The sequence below is a fragment of the Vibrio sp. McD22-P3 genome (genome assembly GCF_021568915.1).
Lineage (GTDB): Bacteria > Pseudomonadota > Gammaproteobacteria > Enterobacterales > Vibrionaceae > Vibrio > Vibrio mediterranei.
Window position 1 is genome coordinate 33,650 of sequence record NZ_JAKGTN010000026.1, and the last position, 19,923, is coordinate 53,572.

A 19,923-nucleotide genomic window follows, 5' to 3' on the forward strand; every position below is an offset into this window, starting at 1 on the left:
TGCAGCACTAATGTGGCTACAGCACCAAATGCGACGAGTAATTAGTGACGGAAGTGGCGCATGCCTGTGAAGATCATCGCCATGCCATGCTCATCAGCGGCTGCGATAACTTCGTCATCGCGCATAGAGCCACCTGGTTGGATAACGCACTTGATGCCAGCTTCTGCTGCAGCGTCAATGCCATCACGGAACGGGAAGAACGCATCTGATGCCATTACGCAGCCTTCAACCTGCAGACCTTCGTCAGCAGCTTTGATACCAGCAATTTTCGCAGAGTACACGCGGCTCATTTGACCAGCACCTACGCCGATAGTCATGTCGCCTTTCGAGTAAACGATCGCATTGGATTTCACGTATTTAGCCACTTTCCAGCAGAATAGTGCATCTTTCAGCTCTTCTTCGGTCGGTTGACGCTTAGAGACTACTTTAAGGTCATCAAGTGATACCATGCCTTGGTCACGGTCTTGAACCAGAAGACCACCGTTAACGCGCTTAACGTCAAAACCAGTTGTTTTAGTTGTCCACTCGCCACACTCTAGTAGGCGAACGTTTTTCTTAGCGGCAACCACTTCTACTGCTTCAGCTGAAACAGAAGGTGCGATAATCACTTCAACGAACTGACGCTCAACAATGGCTTTCGCTGTTTCTGCATCTAGCTCTTGGTTGAAGGCGATGATGCCGCCAAACGCTGATGTTGGGTCAGTTTTGTAAGCGCGGTCATACGCTTCAAGGATGTCTTTACCCAGAGCAACACCACATGGGTTTGCGTGCTTAACGATAACGCAAGCTGGCTCATCAAACTCTTTCACACACTCAAGTGCAGCGTCAGTGTCAGCGATGTTGTTGTAAGACAGCGCTTTACCTTGAATTTGGTGAGCGGTAGATACAGACGCTTCTTCTGGGTTTGCTTCTACGTAGAATGCAGCGTCTTGGTGGCTGTTTTCACCGTAGCGCATGTCTTGTTTCTTCACGAACTGTTGGTTGAACGTACGTGGGAATTTAGACTCTTCATCACCCTCTTTGTTCTCACCGTAAGATGGAACCATAGTACCGAAGTAGTTAGCAATCATGCCGTCGTAAGAAGCTGTGTGCTCGAACGCAGCGATAGCTAGGTCAAAACGTGTCTCTAGAGTCAGAGACTTTTCGTTTGCGTCCATTTCAGCAATAACGCGGTCATAGTCGTGGGCGTTAACAACGATAGTCACGTCTTTGTGGTTTTTCGCAGCAGAGCGAACCATAGTTGGACCACCGATATCGATGTTCTCAACGGCGTCTTCTAGCGTGCAGCCTTCTTTAGCAACCGTCTCTGCGAATGGATAAAGGTTAACGACAACCATATCGATAGGGTTGATACCGTGTGTTTCCATAACAGCGTCGTCTTGACCGCGACGACCTAGCACACCACCATGAACTTTAGGGTGCAGAGTCTTGACGCGACCATCCATCATTTCAGGGAAGCCTGTGTAGTCAGATACTTCAGTTACTGCGATGCCTTTCTCTGCAAGTAGGCGAGCTGTACCACCTGTTGATAGGATATCAACACCACGTTGTGCTAGCGCTTCGGCAAACTCAACAATACCAGTTTTGTCAGATACGCTGATAAGAGCGCGGCGAATTGGACGAGCGTTATTCATGCTTCTGTCTTCCTCAAAATCACGGAGTTAACGTTGCTGTGTGTAGGTGTTTATACCTACGGCATAAAGATAGTTGCCAAAATAGCGTGGCTTGCACCATCATAGGGACAGGTCACTAATACTTTGGCAATTATCCTTGAGCAAAAAAGCATCATTTGTGTCGATGGCGCGTATTCTAACCAATCTATTACAAAAAAGCTCGCGCAATCGTTTGGCATCGCAAAAAAAAGTGCAAAAAAAAGGATTATAGGCCAGTTTTGTAACAAAGAGGTTAATTTAAACGGTTATGTTTCAGATAGGTGAGTTAGCAAAACGCTGCAAAGTCACAGCGGATACGTTGCGATTTTATGAGAAAAACCAACTTATCGCTCCCGCAGGGCGCAGTGAATCTGGGTATCGTCTTTATAATGAAGAGAGCCAAAAGCAGGTTAGCTTTATTTTAAAAGCCAAAGAGCTCGGCTTGAGCCTAGACGAAATCAAAGAACTGCTAGGCATTAAACTTGAAGCTACCGAGCATAGCTGTGCAGAGGTGAAAGCTATCACCTCTGCCAAACTTAGCATCATCGATGAGAAAATAGCGGAGCTAACACGTATTCGGACCGCGTTGAAAAAAATCAATGACGCGTGTTGTGGGCATGGTCATGATGCCAGTCATTGCTCTATATTAGCGGCGTTGGAATAACCACACCTCATAGCTATCCGCGAGGCTACCAACCTTAGTTTGCACCTTTGATCATCGGCATTGTATAGGTGAAAACTCTCAAGACCTCTATAATCGCGCCTTTCCACCGTCATCCGCTGGTAGCGTGGGGCTATAAAGTGCGGGGACGTGTATGTGAGAGACGAAAATTCATATGGTAGAGGTCTATTTTCAAATCAACGACTGGGTTCTCAGTGTTGATGAAAATAAGCTGTATCGACAAGATAGGGAAGTCTCTGTTGAACCACGCTTAATCAATCTATTACATTTCTTAGCCGAACACTCTGGCCAAGTCTACTGTCGCGATGAACTAATTCGTTACGTTTGGGACGGCGCCATTGTCACTGATCAGGTTGTGACTCAGTCTGTGTTTGAACTGCGAAAAATCCTCCGAGATGGTCGTGAAGAGAATCTGCATTATGTCGGAACGGTGCCCAAACGTGGCTACAAACTAGTGGCTGCCGTCACACCAATGACGCCAGAGCAATTTCTTCAATATCGATCTTCTTCTATTGCCCCTGCAAGTTCGGAGACGTTAACGTTACACTCTAAATCCGATCCAATAGTTGCGGAGAGTGACACCGATACTCAGGAAGCGATCGCTTTTCCGGCTGCGCCATTGACTCGAGCTCTGTACCAGAAGCAGAAGGCAACGCGAAGTAAAAAGCCCAAACGCCTGTTAAGTCCATGGCGTTTAGGGGTTATCAACGCAATTTGGATTGGTATTTTGGTGGCCGCGATTGGCATTTTTACCTACCAGCAGTCGGAAGTGAGCATAACTCAGGTTATCGATACGCATCTTATCGAGTTTGAGTTTCAAGATGGTATCCGCAGCTTGGGGCGCAGTTATGAACTGGCGGATGGTTTTGCTCAAAAGTTGATGTCGGATATTACTCAAGTCAGTGGCTATCGGGTGATGCTGCATAAAACGGCATTCAAAACGGGAATTGTCCCCGGTAAAACTGTACTGGTAAGAGTGGATGAAGACGATGGCCGCGACTTTCTTGAATTGGAATATCGAGATAACTCCTCCGAAAAAGTGTTGTTTAGCCGTCAATATGCCTTAGCCGACAAGCATTTGAAATCTGTACTCAAACAAAGCTCCTTAGATTTGATGCGAGTGCTTAATGTAGCCAATGCTGAGCAACGTGCGGTGACCATGATGGCTGGAGTACCTAGTGACCCTGAAGCACTAGGGTTGTTTATTCGTGCTAACCATTATTTGAATATGTCTGATGTTAGGCAGTTCCAATATGGCATTGATTTGTTGGAAAAGGTGGTAGAGCAAGAGCCGGATAACGCCTATGTACAGTCTGAATTGCTGGCCGCCTATTATGTTAGAAGTGCTTTAGACGAGAGTAGCCCTTTAGCCCAAGAGAAGCTAGGCAAACTCAGTGGTGCGCTAAAACAATACCTTGCGACATCGAATGGACCGATACAACCGCGTATCTACGAGGCACTGTCTTTACATGAAACCATGGTGGGAGACCAAGAGCAGGCCGCCGCCTACCTGAACCAAGCGCTTCAACTTCGTGATTCTGTGTTGGCTTATATCATTAAAGGTAAGCACGCTGAGTTATCAGGGGATGTGGATAGTGCAAGTGAGGCCTACAGTGAAGCCTTCTATATTGATACGTCCGTAGAAACCTACTTGTTGTGCGAAAATCTGATTTTTTATAGCAATCTAAAACAGATTGACCACGCCATGTATCGTGCAGTTCATCCTTCTGTTGTCCGACTTATCTAATCCTTGTTGAGCGCGTAGAGAATTCAGTAGCGCACCCATACTCAAATACTCGCCCTCCTTATTGGAGGGCGTTTTTGTATCTGGCATAGGGCTGTCTTGATATCAGGAAAGTACGTTTTTGGTGATAAAGGCTCACCTTGATATTTTTAGAATGGTTTAGCTTGGTAGTTTATTTTCTTCATCTTATTGTTTTTTAACGGTTTAATTTTATTTTTTGATAAGGTTTATATCAAGGTTGAACGTTTCTAGCTAATGGTTTTATTGATAACTTCAGATTGATTTCTTTGCTTGAAATTGGGCGTAACCTGCATCTCGAAAATTCACGAGGTGTTGCTCAACCTTCTTACGGTGACATCTCGAATCGGCTTCAGTTTGAACGCATGACGTTCAAGTAGAACTAATTTGGAGATGTTATGTCATCGAATACAAAGAAAATCGGCCTCATTGCCTGTACTGGTGTTGTGGCGGGTAACATGATGGGCAGTGGTATTGCGTTGTTACCATCGAGCCTGGCGGCTGTGGGTTCCATTTCACTCTATAGCTGGGTGATATGTATTGTTGGCGCGTTGAGCCTTGCATTTGTGTTTGCACGTTTGGCAACGAAGAACCCTCAAGAGGGGGGACCTATCGCGTATGCCGGTGAAATTTCTCCTGTGTTTGGCTTCCAAACCGGTGTGCTCTATTACCACGCAAACTGGATCGGTAATTTAGCGATTGCAATTACAGGTGTTTCTTATCTCTCGGTCTTTTTCCCAGTCTTAAACAACCCGATTCCTGCTGGTCTTGCGACGATTGCCTCGGTTTGGGTATTCACTATGGTGAACTTGCTTGGTGGTAGTTGGGTTAGCCGCTTATGTACATTGGGGCTTGTGCTTATCCTCATCCCTGTGCTCGGTACAGCGTTATTTGGTTGGACGCACTTTGAACCTGCGTTGTACAGCCAAAACTGGAATGTCTCTGCAGGCAGTGATAGTCACGCTGTTATCGCGGCGGTATTGATTTGTCTATGGTCTTTTGTTGGTGTTGAATCAGCAGCGGTGTCCTCCGGTATGGTGGATAACCCAAAACGTACTGTTCCACTAGCAACCATGTTAGGGACCGCTATTGCTGGTGTGATTTACATTGTGTCGACTCAAATGATCAGCGGTATGTTCCCTGCTTCTGAAGTCGCTGCATCTGGTGCACCGTTTGCACTAGCTACCACAGAGATCTTTGGTCACTGGACTGCGCCTTTCGTTGCCGCTTTCACTGCACTGGCCTGTTTTACCTCTTTGGGTTCTTGGATGATGTTGGTGGGTGAAGCCGGTAAACGGGCGGCCAATGATGGCAACTTCCCGAAAATTTATGGTGAAGTCGATAAAAATGGTGTTCCTAGAAAAGGTCTCATTCTCGCTTCAATCAAAATGACAGCGTTAATGTGTGTATTGATGGTGTTCAGTTCAAAAACTGCTCATGCGGCAGACCTATTTAATCAACTGACGACTGATGCCGTATTGCTCACTATGCTGCCTTACTTCTACTCCAGCATTAACTTGATTCGTTTTGAAGGTATGACGACTCGCAATGGTTTCGTGATGTTCTTCTCTGGTATCGCATGCTTGTTCTGCATGGTGGCATTAGCAGGAGCAGAAGGAACAACATTAACAGCCACCTTTATCATGTCACTCATCATCTTGATGTTCTACAGCAAAAAAGCGGGCTTAGCTCAGTACATGGAGCAACACCCTAACGAACTGTCTTCGCAGCAAGCGAGTCACTAATTCTTCGCTGGTGCGAAGTGCACCAGCCCATTTATTCCTAGGCGCTCTATTTACTCACTGTCTTTGGCAGGGAGCGCCCTCATTCACCTTGGAGATGTCCAAATGAATATTTTCGCAATCCTTAATCACATGGGTGTGTTCTTCAAAGAAGAGCCTGTTCGTCAACTGCACGCTGCGCTAGAAAAAGCAGGTTATGACGTAGTTTACCCAGTTGACGACAAAGACCTAATTAAACTGATTGAAATGAATCCCCGCGTCTGTGGTGTGCTGTTTGACTGGGATAAATACTCGCTCAATCTTTGTGAGCGCATCAGCGCAGTAAATGAGAAGCTGCCAGTACATGCATTTGCTAATGACCAATCTACATTGGATATTTCACTGACGGATCTGCGTTTAAATGTCAGCTTCTTTGAGTACGCTTTAGGTATGGCGGACGATATTGTCATCAAAGTGAACCAAGCAACGGAAGCGTATAAAAACGCTATCATGCCGCCATTCACTAAAGCGTTATTTAAATATGTCGAAGAAGGAAAATACACTTTCTGTACTCCAGGACATATGGGAGGCACGGCATTCCAAAAAAGCCCTGCGGGAAGTATTTTCTACGACTTCTATGGACCAAACACCTTCAAGGCCGATGTCTCAATCTCTATGCCTGAACTAGGGTCGTTACTTGATCATTCTGGTCCGCACAAAGAAGCGGAAGAGTATATCGCGAGAACATTTAACGCGGATAGTTCTTATATTGTAACTAACGGTACATCGACATCGAACAAAATCGTTGGTATGTACTCAGCGCCAGCAGGCAGTACTGTGCTTGTGGATCGTAACTGTCATAAGTCACTAACTCATTTAATGATGATGAGCGACGTGACACCGATTTACTTCCGTCCAACTCGCAATGCTTACGGTATTCTTGGGGGGATTCCACAACGCGAGTTTAGCCGTGAGGTTATTGCTAACAAAGTAGCAAATACTGAAGGGGCTAGCGCACCGACCTATGCGGTAGTCACTAACTCAACGTATGATGGTCTACTTTACAATACCCAGTTCATCAAAGAGTCTTTGGATTGTAAGCACATTCATTTTGACAGTGCTTGGGTGCCTTACACTAATTTCAACGCTATTTATGATGGCAAGTGTGGCATGAGCGGTGAAGCAATGCCGGGTAAAGTGTTCTATGAGACACAATCGACTCACAAATTGTTAGCAGCCTTCTCTCAAGCTTCCATGATTCACATTAAAGGTGAGTTTGATAAAGCTTCTTTCAATGAGGCATTTATGATGCACACTTCAACCTCACCACAATACGGTATTGTGGCATCAACAGAAACGGCAGCGGCAATGATGCGTGGTAATACTGGCCGTAAATTGATGCAAGACTCTATCGATCGTGCGATTCGTTTCCGTAAAGAGATCAAACGCCTTAGAGATGAGAGTGAAGGATGGTTCTTCGATGTATGGCAGCCTGACAACATCGACACAACAGAATGCTGGAAATTGGATCCTAAAGAGACATGGCATGGATTTAAAGATCTAGACGATGAGCACATGTACTTAGATCCAATCAAAATCACGTTATTGACTCCGGGTATGAGTAAGTCTGGTGAGATGGAATCAACCGGTATTCCGGCTTCCCTAGTTGCTAAATACCTTGACGAACGCGGTATCGTGGTGGAGAAAACAGGCCCATACAATTTGTTGTTCTTGTTTTCCATTGGTATCGATAAATCTAAAGCAATGCAACTGCTGCGCGGTTTAACCGAGTTTAAACGCGGTTTCGACCTTAACCTAACCATACGTACTATGTTGCCGTCACTATACCAAGAAGACCCTCATTTCTATGAAGGCAAACGCATCCAAGAGGTGGCTCAGGGTATTCATGAGCTAACAATGAAATACCAATTACCAGAATTGATGTACAAAGCATTCGATGTTCTGCCTGAAATGAAAGTCACACCACATGCGGCTTGGCAACAAGAGCTACGTGGTCAAATTGAGGAGATTAACTTAAAAGAGATGGTGGGTCGTGTCAGTGCTAATATGATCTTACCTTATCCTCCAGGTGTGCCACTTGTGTTACCGGGTGAAATGGTGACTGATAGTTCACGTCCTGTGTTGGATTTCTTGGAAATGCTGTGTGAAATCGGCGCGCATTACCCAGGCTTTGAGACTGATATTCACGGTGTTTATCGTCAGAAAGATGGCTGCTATACCGTTAAAGTATTGAAAGACCAATAAATAGATTGATTAGGGCGTCTGATGTCGTTTTGCATGCTCCATCTTGATGCACTCATCCTAGAGAGTGGCCGCTACCCCGATTGACGACCGCTTAATATCAAAGGCGAACAGCGTGACTGTTCGCCTTTTTTATTCTTAGTACTTAAGGCTAAGAGACTTTAAAGGTGCTTATACCAGAACTGAGTTGATGGCCGTTTTCCATTAACCGCTCACTGGCTTGAGCCAGTTTTTGAGCTTCTAGAGCTGACTGATTACCGTGATCAGCAATTTGTGTTAAGTTCTGGCTAATTTCGTCAGTCGCCAAGGTTTGCTGTGAACTGGCTTCAGCGATTTGCTGATTCAGCGCAACGATAGCGTTCACTTGGGTGTCAATCTCTTGCAGCGCGAGCTTGGCGTTGCTCGCTTGTTCTAATGTTTGTTGTGACTGTTGCTGAGTTTGGGTCATCGATTGACTTACTTGCGCCGCTTGATTTTGCAACTTCTGAATAATCAGTTCGATTTCGTCCGTGCTGCTTTGAGTGCGGGTGGCCAATGTGCGAACTTCATCTGCAACCACCGCAAAGCCTCGACCCTGCTCTCCCGCACGAGCCGCTTCGATAGCGGCATTGAGCGCGAGCAAATTGGTTTGTTCAGCCACGCCACGAATCACCTCTAAAACAGCCCCTACCTGTTGGGTGTCACTCGCCAGTAGCTTGATGTTGTTATCCGTTTCTGTAAGACGCTCTGAGAGGGACTGCATGTATGACGCGGCAAGTTCTATCACTTCACTACCTTGCTGTCCTTGTTCACTGGCTAAAGTGGCAGCATGAGCGGCATGCTGAGCAGAGTTGGCCACTTCTTGGTTACTGGCATGCAACTCGTTCATAGCGGACGCTACGGTATCCACAGCTTGCTGTTGCTGCTGTGACTGACTCGCTCCGTTTTGTGCTACAGCGTTAAGGGAAATGGCAGCTTGGGTGATGTTGTCGGTTACCGGCTTAATATCGCTAATGATATGTTCCAACTTATGTGTGAAGCGGTTAAATGCAGCGGCAATATGGCTCAATTCATCATTGCCTTGCTCTGGTAGCTTCTTCGATAGATCGCCGTCACCGCTGGCTATCTCTGTCAGTGCCTCTAATGTTTCGCGGCAAGGTTTCGCAATACTACGGCTGATGAGGGTGGCACATGCCAACATAAAGCCCAACGCAATCAAGACGGTTATCAAGACTTTCTGTATGGCTTGCCAGACTTGCGCTTGAACATCATCGGCATAGACACCAGTACCGATAATCCATCCCCAAGGCTTAAAGGCCTTGATATAAGAGACTTTCTCTACGGGTGTTTCTAAACCAGGTTTAGGCCAGAGATAAGGTACAAAGCCCGCTTGTTGTTGTTTTGCAACTTGCACCATCTCAACAAACAGTTTTTTGCCACTGGGATCGGCAATTTGACTAAGGTTTTGCCCGTTTAGCTGGGGCTTGATAGGGTGTATGACCATGGTGGGGGTAAGATCGTTAATCCAAAAATAATCGTTCCCTTCATAACGAAGACTCTGTATCGCTTTAGCGGCCGCTGCTTGAGCCTGCTGTTGACTCAACTGACCGGACAATTGTTGCTGGTGGTAATGGTCGACAAGCGAGTAGGCACTCTCAACTAAGTGGCGAGTTTTAGTTTTCTTTGCCGCTATTAAGGACTGTTGATAATCAACTAGGGCGAGAACGAGCGGGACCATCAGCGTGATGGAGACAATCGCTATCAGTAGATAGAGACGAGTTTGAATAGAGCTACGGCGCAAAAATTTGGCATTCATCCTAAGAACTCCTTTTTCTTAAAGGTGAACACATTACCAACAGGGCAGTTGGTATGCTGACTTTCATTGTTTGTTATTGTGTGGCCAGTCTGACAAGGTTTTGTGGTTATTGTGTGTTATACGATACGTGATGGTGAAACATCCGGCTATTCCCTAATGGTCTAAGATTTGACCCACGTACCGTTTTATCGAATGCAATATGGCTGATAACAACAGAGTTGTGATCTACAGACAATAAAAAAGCCAGAGCTAGGCTCTGGCTTTTTCACAAAAACAATCACAATGGATTAGTTCATGCCGTATTTCTTAAGTTTCTTACGAAGAGTACCGCGGTTGATACCCATCATAGTTGCTGCGCGAGTTTGGTTACCGCGAGTGTACTGCATGATGGTGTCTAGTAGCGGCTGTTCTACTTCCGCTAGAACTAGTTCATACAATTCAGTGACGTCTTGACCATTTAATTGAGCAAGGTAGTTCTTTAGAGACGCTTTTACAGAGTCGCGTAGAGGCTTCTGTGTGATCTGGTCTTGAGATGTTACTGTAGTAACTGTCAATGGTTCTGAAGTCAAATTTTGTTCGAACATAATCGGTTTAGCTCTTCTCGTAATTATGATGCAACGTTTTCAAAATAGCCTTGCAATGCGTTTAGCTGCTCATTAGCCGCTTCAATCGCGTTGAAGGCACGGCGGAACTCACTGGCTTGTTCATGCTCTTTTAAATACCAGCCAACATGCTTACGAGCGATGCGTGGACCTAAATATTCACCATAAAACTGATGAAGTGCCTGAACATGACCTAGCAAAATGCCTTGTACGTCCTCGGTGGGACGCTCTGGCATCAGTGTACCGTTTTCCAAATAGTGTTGGATTTCCTCAAAAATCCATGGCCGTCCTTGGGCCGGACGTCCAATCATCAAAGCGTCTGCACCGGTATAATCCAGTACGAATTTCGCTTTCTCTGGGCTATCGATATCACCGTTAGCAATAACCGGTATAGAGATAGCGTTTTTAACCGCTTTGATGCTGTCGTATTCTGCCTCGCCTTTGTACATACAAGTTCTAGTTCGACCGTGAAGGGCGAGTGCTTGTATGCCGCAGTCTTCGGCTAGTTTTGCAATTTGGACACAGTTCTTATTGTCCGTATCCCAGCCTGTACGGGTTTTCAATGTCACAGGGACATCTACGGCATCAACCACAGTACGCAGAATATCTTCGATAATGTCTGGGTACTTAAGCAGAGCTGAGCCCGCGAGCTTTTTATTCACTTTTTTAGCAGGGCAACCCATGTTGATGTCGATGATTTGCGCACCGTTCTCAACACTGAATTGTGCCGCCTCAGCCATAAGCTTGGGATCGGCACCTGCTATTTGCACCGAGCGAATACCAGATTCACCCTCGTGCACCATGCGTTGCTGTGACTTAGCTGTTTTCCACAGTTTCGGGTTGGATGACATCATTTCACTGACCGCCATTCCCGCACCGTAACGAAGGCACAACTCTCGAAACGGTCTATCCGTAACACCCGCCATAGGCGCCACAATCAGATTGTTCTTAAGTTGGTATTGTCCGATTCTCAAAACATTGCCACAGGTTTACACAAGCAAGGGCGCGCATTTTACGCATTTTTTCGGTGCGTGAAAAGACTAATATTTGAGCATTTACAATTTGTTTCTGCAAATTGCCTGATTTTCAGGCGTTTAGTGGTAAAACTATTCTGTATCAACAAAAAAAAGCAGTGCGTTAGCAAGCTAACGCACTGCTTTGTAAATAATAATGGTTACTTTTTACCCGAGATTCGGCACCATTCATTGAGCTCAACGATTGGGTCGATAGTCATCTCATCACGGTAATAGTTCGCAACATCTTCTGCTTGGGTGTCTAACACGCCAGACATGGCAAGTTGGCCACCTTCTTTCACTAAGCCTTTAATGATGCCAGATAGGTCACGAAGAGGACCCGCAAGAATATTGGCAACGACCACATCGGCAATTAAGCCTTCCGGTTGGTTTTGTGGTAGGAATAGCTCCAATTGGTCAGCAACGCCATTGCGCTCAGCGTTATCTTTCGATGCGGTTAGAGCTTGAGGATCGATGTCGATCCCGATTACTTTTGCTGCACCAAGCTTGATCGCGGCGATTGCTAGGATCCCAGAGCCACAACCAAAGTCGATAACGGTTTTACCAGCAAGGTCTAAAGATTCAAGCCACTCAAGACACAGAGCTGTAGTAGGGTGCGTGCCTGTGCCAAAAGCCAAACCAGGGTCTAGCATCACATTTACGGCATCTGGCTCTGGAACATCGCGCCAGCTTGGGCAGATCCACAAGCGTTCGCCAAACTTCATTGGGTGGAAGTTTTCCATCCACTCACGCTCCCAATCTTTGTCTTCGAGCTGTTCAACTTTATGAGCAAAGCCCTCAGCGAGCATGTTTGACGCAGTTATTTGGGTCAAAATAAGCTTGGTGTCTGCTTCTGCATCGTACAGGGCTACGATGTCAGTATCGCCCCACAGACGAGTTTCGCCAGGTAACGGCTCAAAAACAGGGGTATCATGTGCATCTAGGAAGGTGACGGATAGAGCGCCAGTTTCTTCCATCAACATATCGCCGATTTGTTCAGCGTTTTCGTTGGTTGCATTTAGTTTGATTTGAATCCAAGGCATGAGTTGGGTCCTTGCTTGACGAATTTTGCGCAGAGTGTAGCAGATTCGCGTTAAGTGAGCATAAAAAAACCCACCGTAGTGGGTTTTTAGTATTTTTAGAAAGGGCTTAGCTCATGCCAAGCTTTTTCTCTAGGTAATGAATGTTGGCACCACCGTGTTGGAAGTTCTCATCATTCATAATCGATTCTTGAAGTGTGATATTAGTTTTAATACCTTCTACAATCATCTCACCCAGTGCGTTCTTCATACGAGCAATGGCAACATCTCGGTTCTCACCAAAAGTGATTAGCTTACCGATCATTGAGTCGTAGTGAGGAGGCACAGTGTAGCCAGTGTAGATATGAGATTCCCAACGTACACCCATACCACCTGGCGCGTGGAAACGCGTGATAGTACCTGGACATGGTAAGAAACGCTCAGGATCTTCCGCATTGATACGACACTCGATAGCGTGGCCACGAAGTTTGATGTCATCTTGAGTGAAAGACAGTGGTTGGCCTGCAGCAACACGAAGCTGCTCTTTGATTAGGTCTACGCCCGTTACCATTTCTGTTACTGGGTGCTCTACCTGAATACGAGTGTTCATTTCGATGAAGTAGAACTCACCGTTTTCGTATAGGAATTCGAACGTACCTGCACCACGGTAACCAATTTCAATACATGCACGAGTACAACGCTCACCGATGTACTTACGCATTTCTTCTGTAATGCCTGGAGCTGGAGCTTCTTCCACTACTTTTTGGTGACGACGCTGCATAGAACAGTCGCGCTCACCTAGGTGAATTGCGCCACCTTGGCCATCAGCAATCACTTGAACTTCAACGTGACGTGGATTTTCTAGGAATTTCTCCATGTAAACCATATCATTGTTGAAAGCGGCTTTTGCTTCTGCACGTGTCATAGCGATAGCTTCAATAAGCTCACCTTCGCTACGAACAACACGCATACCACGACCACCGCCGCCACCAGAGGCTTTGATGATGACTGGGTAGCCAATGCGCTTAGCGTGCGCTTTGTTCTTTGTTTCGTCGTCGTCTAAAGGACCATCAGAACCAGGCACGCAAGGAACACCCGCCTTCTTCATCGAGTTGATTGCCGAAACTTTGTCACCCATCAGGCGAATCGTTTCTGCTTTCGGACCAACAAAAATGAAACCACTACGCTCTACTTGTTCAGCAAAGTCAGCATTCTCAGATAGGAAACCATAACCCGGGTGGATAGCAACGGCACCAGTCACTTCCGCTGCACTAATGATGCGTGGGATATTTAGGTAGCTATCGATGCCGCGTGCAGGACCAATACAAATGGTTTCGTCTGCTAGTAGCACGTGCTTAAGATCGCGGTCAGCCGTTGAGTGAACAGCAACCGTTTTGATACCTAGCTCTTTACATGCTCGCAGAATACGTAGTGCAATTTCACCACGGTTCGCGATTACTAATTTATCTAACATAATGAGCGCTCTCTATTATTCGATAATTACTAGAGCTTGATCGAACTCAACAGGTTGGCCATCTTCAACAAGGATTGCTGCAATCACACCAGACTTGTCTGCTTCGATTTGGTTCATCATTTTCATCGCTTCAACGATACATAGAGTATCGCCAGCGTTAACTTGTTGGCCTACTTTTACAAATGGTTTCGCATCTGGACTTGGAGCGCTGTAGAACGTACCAACCATTGGAGAAAGAACTTGGTGACCCGCAGGAGCTGCTGGCTCGTCTGCTGATGCTGCTGGCGCTGCCGCCGCAGGAGCTGCTGCAGGTGCCGGTGCTGCCGCTGGAGCAGGTGCTGCTGCGTATTGAACTGGTGCTGGTGCTGCACTGACCGGACTGTTACGGCTGATACGTACCGATTCTTCACCTTCAGAAATTTCTAGCTCTGCAATGCCAGATTCTTCTACAAGTTCAATTAGCTTTTTAATTTTACGAATATCCATGTTTCTTTCTCTTTATCTTGTGAGTAAGACGGCCTCAAATATTGAGCCGTAGAGTATTTGGTTATTTTGCTTTCAGGGCTTTAATGGCAGCTGAAAGCGCAAATTCATAGCCTTGCGAACCCAATCCGCAGATAACACCTTGGGCAACATCAGACAAATAAGAATGATGACGGAATGTTTCTCGGGCATGAACGTTAGATAAGTGCACTTCAATAAATGGGATTGAAACACCCAGTAATGCATCACGTAGTGCAACACTCGTGTGCGTAAAAGCAGCAGGGTTAATAATGATAAAATCAGTATTACCATGCGCAGCATGGATGGCTTCAATCAGTTCATATTCACGATTTGACTGGAGATGGGACAATTCAATATCCGCAAGTGATGCTTGATCAGTTAAGTTATCAACGATTTGCGCTAGTGTTTCATTTCCATAATGACCAGGTTCTCTTAGACCTAAGAGGTTAAGATTTGGTCCATTTAAAACTAGAATTCGTGACTTTGCTGCCATAATGTCGCCATCTTCGGTTAACGTGAAATAAACGTGATTTATTTCAAGTCTACATAAAAAAATGAGGGTATGAAAAGCTCATAACCATCATATTTTTAAAAATTGACCAAGATTATAGCTAATTCACAGCATTTAGCAGCAATTTACTGGTCTAATCACCTCTTGTCTGTCAGAAAAATTGCAACACAGAGCACATTTTGACGTCACCTTGATAAATCCTGATACAAAAAAACCGCCCGAAAAGCGGGCGGTTTGTTGATTAAGTGTCAAATAAGTTAAGCAAGTTCGGCTTTTTCCGCAATCAGCTTATCTACGACGCTTGGATCTGCCAAGGTCGAGGTATCACCAAGGTTGCTAGTATCACCAGTCGCAATTTTGCGTAGGATACGACGCATGATTTTACCTGAACGAGTTTTAGGTAACGAGTCAGTCCAATGAAGTACATCTGGTGTAGCGATTGGGCCAATCTCTTTTCTCACCCAATCTTTCACTTCTTTATGCAGTTCTGCCGATGGGAATTCACCGTCATTAAGAGTGATATAAGCGTAAATCGCCTGACCTTTAATATCGTGTGGGATACCAACAATGGCCGCTTCAGCAATTTTATCGAAGGCAACTAAAGCGGATTCAATTTCGGCGGTACCCATACGGTGGCCTGAGACGTTCAGCACATCATCGACACGACCAGTAATCCAGTAATAGCCATCTTCGTCGCGACGAGCACCATCACCAGTAAAGTACATGCCTTTAAATGTAGAGAAGTAAGTTTGCTCAAAGCGATCATGGTCACCATAAACCGTGCGCATCTGACCTGGCCATGAATCTAGAATGACAAGGTTACCTTCGGTAGCACCGTCAATAACATTGCCCATGTTGTCTACCAGAGCAGGTTGAACACCAAAGAATGGACGTGTTGCTGAGCCAGGTTTAAGTTCGGTTGCCCCTGGTAATGGGGTAATAAGAATGCCACCCGTCTCAGTCTGCCACCATGTATCGACGATTGGTGATTTCTCATTGCCGATGGTCTTGTAATACCATTCCCAGGCTTCTGGGTTAATAGGTTCACCAACCGAGCCCATGATGCGCAGACTATCGCGAGTCGTGCCTTTGACAGCTTCATCACCTTTAGCCATTAATGCGCGGATTGCTGTTGGAGCGGTATAAAGAATATTAACCTGATGCTTATCAACTACTTCGCTCATACGACTTGTGTCAGGATAGTTTGGGACACCTTCGAATAGAATCGTTTTAGCCCCGTTTGCCAGTGGTCCATAAACCAAATAAGTATGGCCAGTGATCCAACCTACATCAGCGGTACACCAGAAGGTTTCACCTGGTTGATAATCGAAAACGTATTTAAAGGTCATGGTGGCGTATACGAGATAACCACCAGTAGTATGAAGTACACCTTTTGGCTTACCAGTAGAGCCAGAGGTGTACAGAATAAACAGCGGATCTTCCGCTTTCATCTCTTCTGGAGGACAAACGTCAGAAGCTTGTGCTGTCGCTTCATGCCACCAAACGTCGCGGTGCTCGTGCCATTCGACATCGCCTCCGGTGCGTTTTAGCACCATCACTTTGCTAATGGTTTTTACATCTGGATTGGTCAGTGCTTCATCGACATTTTTCTTAAGTGGAACTGCACGTCCACCACGTACTCCTTCGTCCGCCGTAATAACGACCTTGGCATCGGAGTCGATAATGCGTCCAGAGAGTGCTTCAGGCGAGAAACCACCAAATACCACCGTATGAACTGCACCAATACGAGTACAAGCTAACATAGCGATGGCGGCTTCTGGCACCATTGGCATATAGAGGCAGACGACATCGCCTTTGTGAACTCCTTGAGCTTTTAATGCATTAGAGAACTTACACACTTCTTTATGAAGCTCATTGAAAGTTAGAGTCTTGTCATCTTCTGGGTTGTCGCCTTCCCAAATAATGGCAACCTCATCACCTTTATCCGCTAAGTGACGATCGATACAGTTGGCAGATACGTTCAGGGTGCCATCTTCAAACCAACGAATATCAACGTGTCCAGTGTCGAATGAGGTTTGCTTTACTTTGGTAAATGGCTTAATCCAATCAACGATTTTTCCATGCTCACCCCAGAAGGCTTCAGGATCGCTGACGGATTGTTGGTACATGGATAGGTAAGTGTCGTCATCCGCGTGAGTGTTTGTTTTAATATTTTCTTTTACCGGATAAACATGAACTTCACTCATTGCTTCTCTCCTTGTGAATTGAGCTTTTTTGACTAGGGCTGAACTAGATCGTGTATTAACTCTCGGCTAGATTGCGGTATTCAGCAATTAGACTTTAGGCTTAGTATAGGAAAGGCAAACAAAATTAATGACTTACAAGCCTGCGTTAATGAGAGCTAAGTCGCATTCTGACCGATTAGCATAATTAGCTCTGTGGGCGAAAGGGTGGAAGTGAGCCTCGAGTCAGCTTGAGATAGACCATGGCGGCGGCTTTAGCGTCTTCCAATGCATCATGTTTGTGATAATTAGGAATCTGCAAATGTCGACAGATTGCCTCCAAACTTAGATCGAAGTAACCATTGGGAAGCAGCTTGAGTAGTTTATCATTGTAGATCTGACTAACTTCAATGAGCTCATTGGGTAGGGGGAACCCAAGGTGTTTTTTAGCCGCGCGATCAAGAATCTTCTTATCATAACGGATGTGATAGCCTACCAAAGGTCGATTACCAATAAAGTTCAGCAGTGCTGACATCGCTTGTTTTTCGCTAATGCCGTGTTTGAGCTCATCGTGAGTAATATGGTGAATCTTCACCGAGTCTTCTCCTAGAGATTTGGGTGCAGATAAACGCACTTCAAATGGGTCACTAGTGATTATTCGGTTATCAATAATTTTAGTTGCGGCGATGGTGACAATCTCTGCCACACTTGGGTCTAAGCTTGTCGTCTCACAATCCAAGGACACATACTCATTGTGTTTGGGGCGAGCAAACAAGTGCCGATGTGGCGAGTGGCGCAAATGATAGCGCCAATAGGCTCTTGAGATAATATTCATGGTACTGCCTTGCTCCGCTGAAATTAGTGACGTATTTGGTAGTGATATCCCAGCCACTGTTTAAATTTTTTCACGACATGGAATCCATGTCGTAGTAAGTCTCGCTCTGGTCTCTCTAAATCATTAAGTTGAATGGCATTGCTAATATCGTGATGAGATAGCTGCTGCTGCAGTCTGAGTTTAAAGAAATGCTTGAGCGCTTCGGCCAAATTTTCTGCGGTGGAGGTTTCCAATACTCGCTTACTGACCAGTTGTTCGATGCGATCAAAGGTGTTGGTTTCGTTGATACCATACTCAAGACTGATGGCGCGCACCCCATGAACTATTGGGAAGATACCGCCTTGTTTAAGATCCACACCTTGTTTTGATGATTTAACATTACCAAACAAAGTCAGAGGCACTGCAAAGTTGAGGGCTGGGCGAGTGAATTCGGTAAGGATTGCTTCTTGACCTTCCATCTGCTGTTGCAAATGTTGCTTAACTGGTGTTAACAATTCAGCGTTTCCTGCGACAGCTCTGGCGTCGGCCAGAATCGCGATTTCCATGACACTTTCACTATTAGCGCTACTCACGAGTTGTTCTATGCGATGTTTCCATTCGCTGGTGGTGTTGACCCAATGAGCATTGCTGACCATCACATTGCCAGGGCAAAGTGGGTAACCTAGCCTGGCTAGTGTATGGTTTAACTCCTTGAGCGCGCTGTCTTTATTAGGCCAATCAATACCATCTTCTAAGATAAGCGCGTTATCTTGGTCAGTTTTTAGAATCTGTTCTCCACGACCTTCTGAGCCCATGACGATAAGACAGCAGTGACCGTGCATCGCAGGTGGCAGAATAAGCTCAAACGCGCGCTCAATGATTTGCTCGTTGATAGCAGAAACCAGTTCCATCATAAATCGAGTTCGGATTCCGTTAGTCACGAGACTATCTACCAGTTGCTGCTGTCGATTAGATGCTAACGCCAACTCATCAACATTGTTGGCTCTGGCGATACTGAGTGACAGCACATGCGAGTGTGTAGAGAAAGCACTGAGGATTTGAGTCATATCGAGCATGCCCACCGCTTTCTTCCCTTCGCATACCATTAGTCGCTTTACCCGTTGTCGAGTCATAGTCACCATTGCATTGAAAAGGAACTCTTCTTTGTCGACTTGGTGGACTGGAAAAGTAGCAATCTCACTGATTGGAGTGGTATTAGGTAGGTTTTCTAGCACGACGGCATGGAGCATATTGGTGCGAGTGACTATGCCGTAAGGCAGGGTATTAGGGTGGCGCTGCTGCGTGTCAGTATCCAGATTCAGTTCAATTAATGCGGCGTCGACACCATGATTGAGCAGCTGCTTAGTAACGTCAGTAATGGTTAAGTCTGGCCCTAGAATTAAAGGAGGGTGGTAGATGTCTTCGTCGACTTTGGTCAATATGAACTCAGCAAGGTTTTGTTGCTTCTGTGCTTCTTCTATCAACTGCTGACGGGTAGCCAAACTGGTATCAAAGTAGGCCGCAAACTGCCCGTTACTATGATAAAGAGATAAGAATACCTCTTTAGGTAACAAGTAAACTAAGGTGTCCTCTAAAGCGACATAATTGTGTTTCACGCTATCGCCCAGTAATGCACGGACGTCGAAGAGATCATCATAGGTATAGTGGGCAAATACTTCTTGGTTGTGTTCATCGCGCTCTTCGACAGAGCCTTTAATAATAATATGTAAACTGTCGCTGGGTGACCCGGCACGCAGCATGACGTCCTTATCTCGAAAGTACGCGACATCTAAGGCTGTTCTTAGCTGATTTTGTTGCTGTTCGGTGAGTCTGTCGAAAGGAGGTGACGACATATTGAATTTATCAGGCATAAAAACGAGCTCCGTAACCGTGGCTATGCTGATAGTCTGGCAAAATTAACGACAAGCT

15 protein-coding genes and 1 pseudogene are annotated in these 19,923 nt (G+C 45.7%); 4 read left to right on the forward strand and 12 right to left on the reverse strand.

The window, feature by feature from the left end; translation table 11 throughout:
• Nucleotides 1–41: 41 nt before the first annotated feature.
• Together purH and L2W36_RS27465 are read right to left on the reverse strand one after the other, a co-directional pair.
• Complete coding sequence (purH, locus tag L2W36_RS23530; RefSeq protein ID WP_236111747.1) at nucleotides 42–1,634, reverse strand: bifunctional phosphoribosylaminoimidazolecarboxamide formyltransferase/IMP cyclohydrolase; 1,593 nt, start codon at nucleotides 1,632–1,634, stop codon at nucleotides 42–44.
• Between the two features lie 159 nt (nucleotides 1,635–1,793).
• A pseudogene (locus L2W36_RS27465) lies at nucleotides 1,794–1,889 on the reverse strand (phosphoribosylamine--glycine ligase); the annotation flags it as partial.
• A gap of 31 nt (nucleotides 1,890–1,920) precedes the next feature.
• Between L2W36_RS27465 and zntR the strand changes: the two are divergent.
• From zntR to L2W36_RS23550, 4 genes are all read left to right on the forward strand, one after another.
• On the forward strand, nucleotides 1,921–2,316 hold the full coding sequence (zntR, locus tag L2W36_RS23535) for a Zn(2+)-responsive transcriptional regulator (protein WP_006073412.1): 396 nt from the start codon (nucleotides 1,921–1,923) through the stop codon (nucleotides 2,314–2,316).
• A gap of 172 nt (nucleotides 2,317–2,488) precedes the next feature.
• Nucleotides 2,489–4,081 carry a lysine decarboxylation/transport transcriptional activator CadC gene (gene cadC / locus L2W36_RS23540; protein WP_236111748.1) on the forward strand — a complete coding sequence of 531 codons (1,593 nt, stop codon included), beginning with the start codon at nucleotides 2,489–2,491 and terminating at the stop codon, nucleotides 4,079–4,081.
• A gap of 413 nt (nucleotides 4,082–4,494) precedes the next feature.
• The gene (gene cadB, locus L2W36_RS23545; protein WP_006073415.1) at nucleotides 4,495–5,841 is read left to right on the forward strand and encodes a cadaverine/lysine antiporter; all 1,347 of its coding nucleotides are present in this window, start codon (nucleotides 4,495–4,497) and stop codon (nucleotides 5,839–5,841) included.
• A gap of 102 nt (nucleotides 5,842–5,943) precedes the next feature.
• Nucleotides 5,944–8,082 (forward strand): lysine decarboxylase CadA, encoded by a 2,139-nt coding sequence (locus tag L2W36_RS23550; RefSeq protein WP_236111749.1) that lies wholly within the window; start codon nucleotides 5,944–5,946, stop codon nucleotides 8,080–8,082.
• 148 nt (nucleotides 8,083–8,230) lie between these two features.
• Here L2W36_RS23550 and L2W36_RS23555 read toward each other — a convergent pair whose 3' ends face one another.
• The 10 genes from L2W36_RS23555 to L2W36_RS23600 form a co-directional block, all read right to left on the reverse strand.
• Nucleotides 8,231–9,874: a methyl-accepting chemotaxis protein gene (locus L2W36_RS23555; protein WP_236111750.1), complete on the reverse strand. Its 1,644-nt coding sequence runs from the start codon at nucleotides 9,872–9,874 to the stop codon at nucleotides 8,231–8,233.
• Nucleotides 9,875–10,161: 287 nt separating this feature from the next.
• Entirely contained in the window at nucleotides 10,162–10,458 is a 297-nt protein-coding gene (gene fis / locus L2W36_RS23560) for a DNA-binding transcriptional regulator Fis (protein WP_006073423.1), read from the reverse strand.
• 23 nt (nucleotides 10,459–10,481) lie between these two features.
• Nucleotides 10,482–11,450 (reverse strand): tRNA dihydrouridine synthase DusB, encoded by a 969-nt coding sequence (dusB, locus tag L2W36_RS23565; RefSeq protein ID WP_031494196.1) that lies wholly within the window; start codon nucleotides 11,448–11,450, stop codon nucleotides 10,482–10,484.
• A gap of 200 nt (nucleotides 11,451–11,650) precedes the next feature.
• The gene (prmA, locus tag L2W36_RS23570; RefSeq protein ID WP_031494195.1) at nucleotides 11,651–12,532 is read right to left on the reverse strand and encodes a 50S ribosomal protein L11 methyltransferase; all 882 of its coding nucleotides are present in this window, start codon (nucleotides 12,530–12,532) and stop codon (nucleotides 11,651–11,653) included.
• A 106-nt stretch (nucleotides 12,533–12,638) separates the two neighbouring features.
• A complete protein-coding gene (gene accC, locus L2W36_RS23575) occupies nucleotides 12,639–13,982 on the reverse strand; it encodes an acetyl-CoA carboxylase biotin carboxylase subunit (protein ID WP_038223863.1) in 1,344 nt (447 codons plus the stop codon).
• Nucleotides 13,983–13,997: 15 nt separating this feature from the next.
• Complete coding sequence (gene accB / locus L2W36_RS23580; protein ID WP_006073430.1) at nucleotides 13,998–14,468, reverse strand: acetyl-CoA carboxylase biotin carboxyl carrier protein; 471 nt, start codon at nucleotides 14,466–14,468, stop codon at nucleotides 13,998–14,000.
• Nucleotides 14,469–14,529: 61 nt separating this feature from the next.
• Nucleotides 14,530–14,979: a type II 3-dehydroquinate dehydratase gene (gene aroQ, locus L2W36_RS23585; protein WP_006073432.1), complete on the reverse strand. Its 450-nt coding sequence runs from the start codon at nucleotides 14,977–14,979 to the stop codon at nucleotides 14,530–14,532.
• Nucleotides 14,980–15,254: 275 nt separating this feature from the next.
• Complete coding sequence (acs, locus tag L2W36_RS23590) at nucleotides 15,255–17,204, reverse strand: acetate--CoA ligase (RefSeq protein ID WP_006073433.1); 1,950 nt, start codon at nucleotides 17,202–17,204, stop codon at nucleotides 15,255–15,257.
• 184 nt (nucleotides 17,205–17,388) lie between these two features.
• Nucleotides 17,389–18,015 (reverse strand): 3'-5' exonuclease, encoded by a 627-nt coding sequence (locus L2W36_RS23595; protein WP_038222766.1) that lies wholly within the window; start codon nucleotides 18,013–18,015, stop codon nucleotides 17,389–17,391.
• Between the two features lie 23 nt (nucleotides 18,016–18,038).
• Entirely contained in the window at nucleotides 18,039–19,865 is a 1,827-nt protein-coding gene (locus L2W36_RS23600) for a putative nucleotidyltransferase substrate binding domain-containing protein (protein WP_236111751.1), read from the reverse strand.
• Nucleotides 19,866–19,923 lie beyond the last annotated feature (58 nt).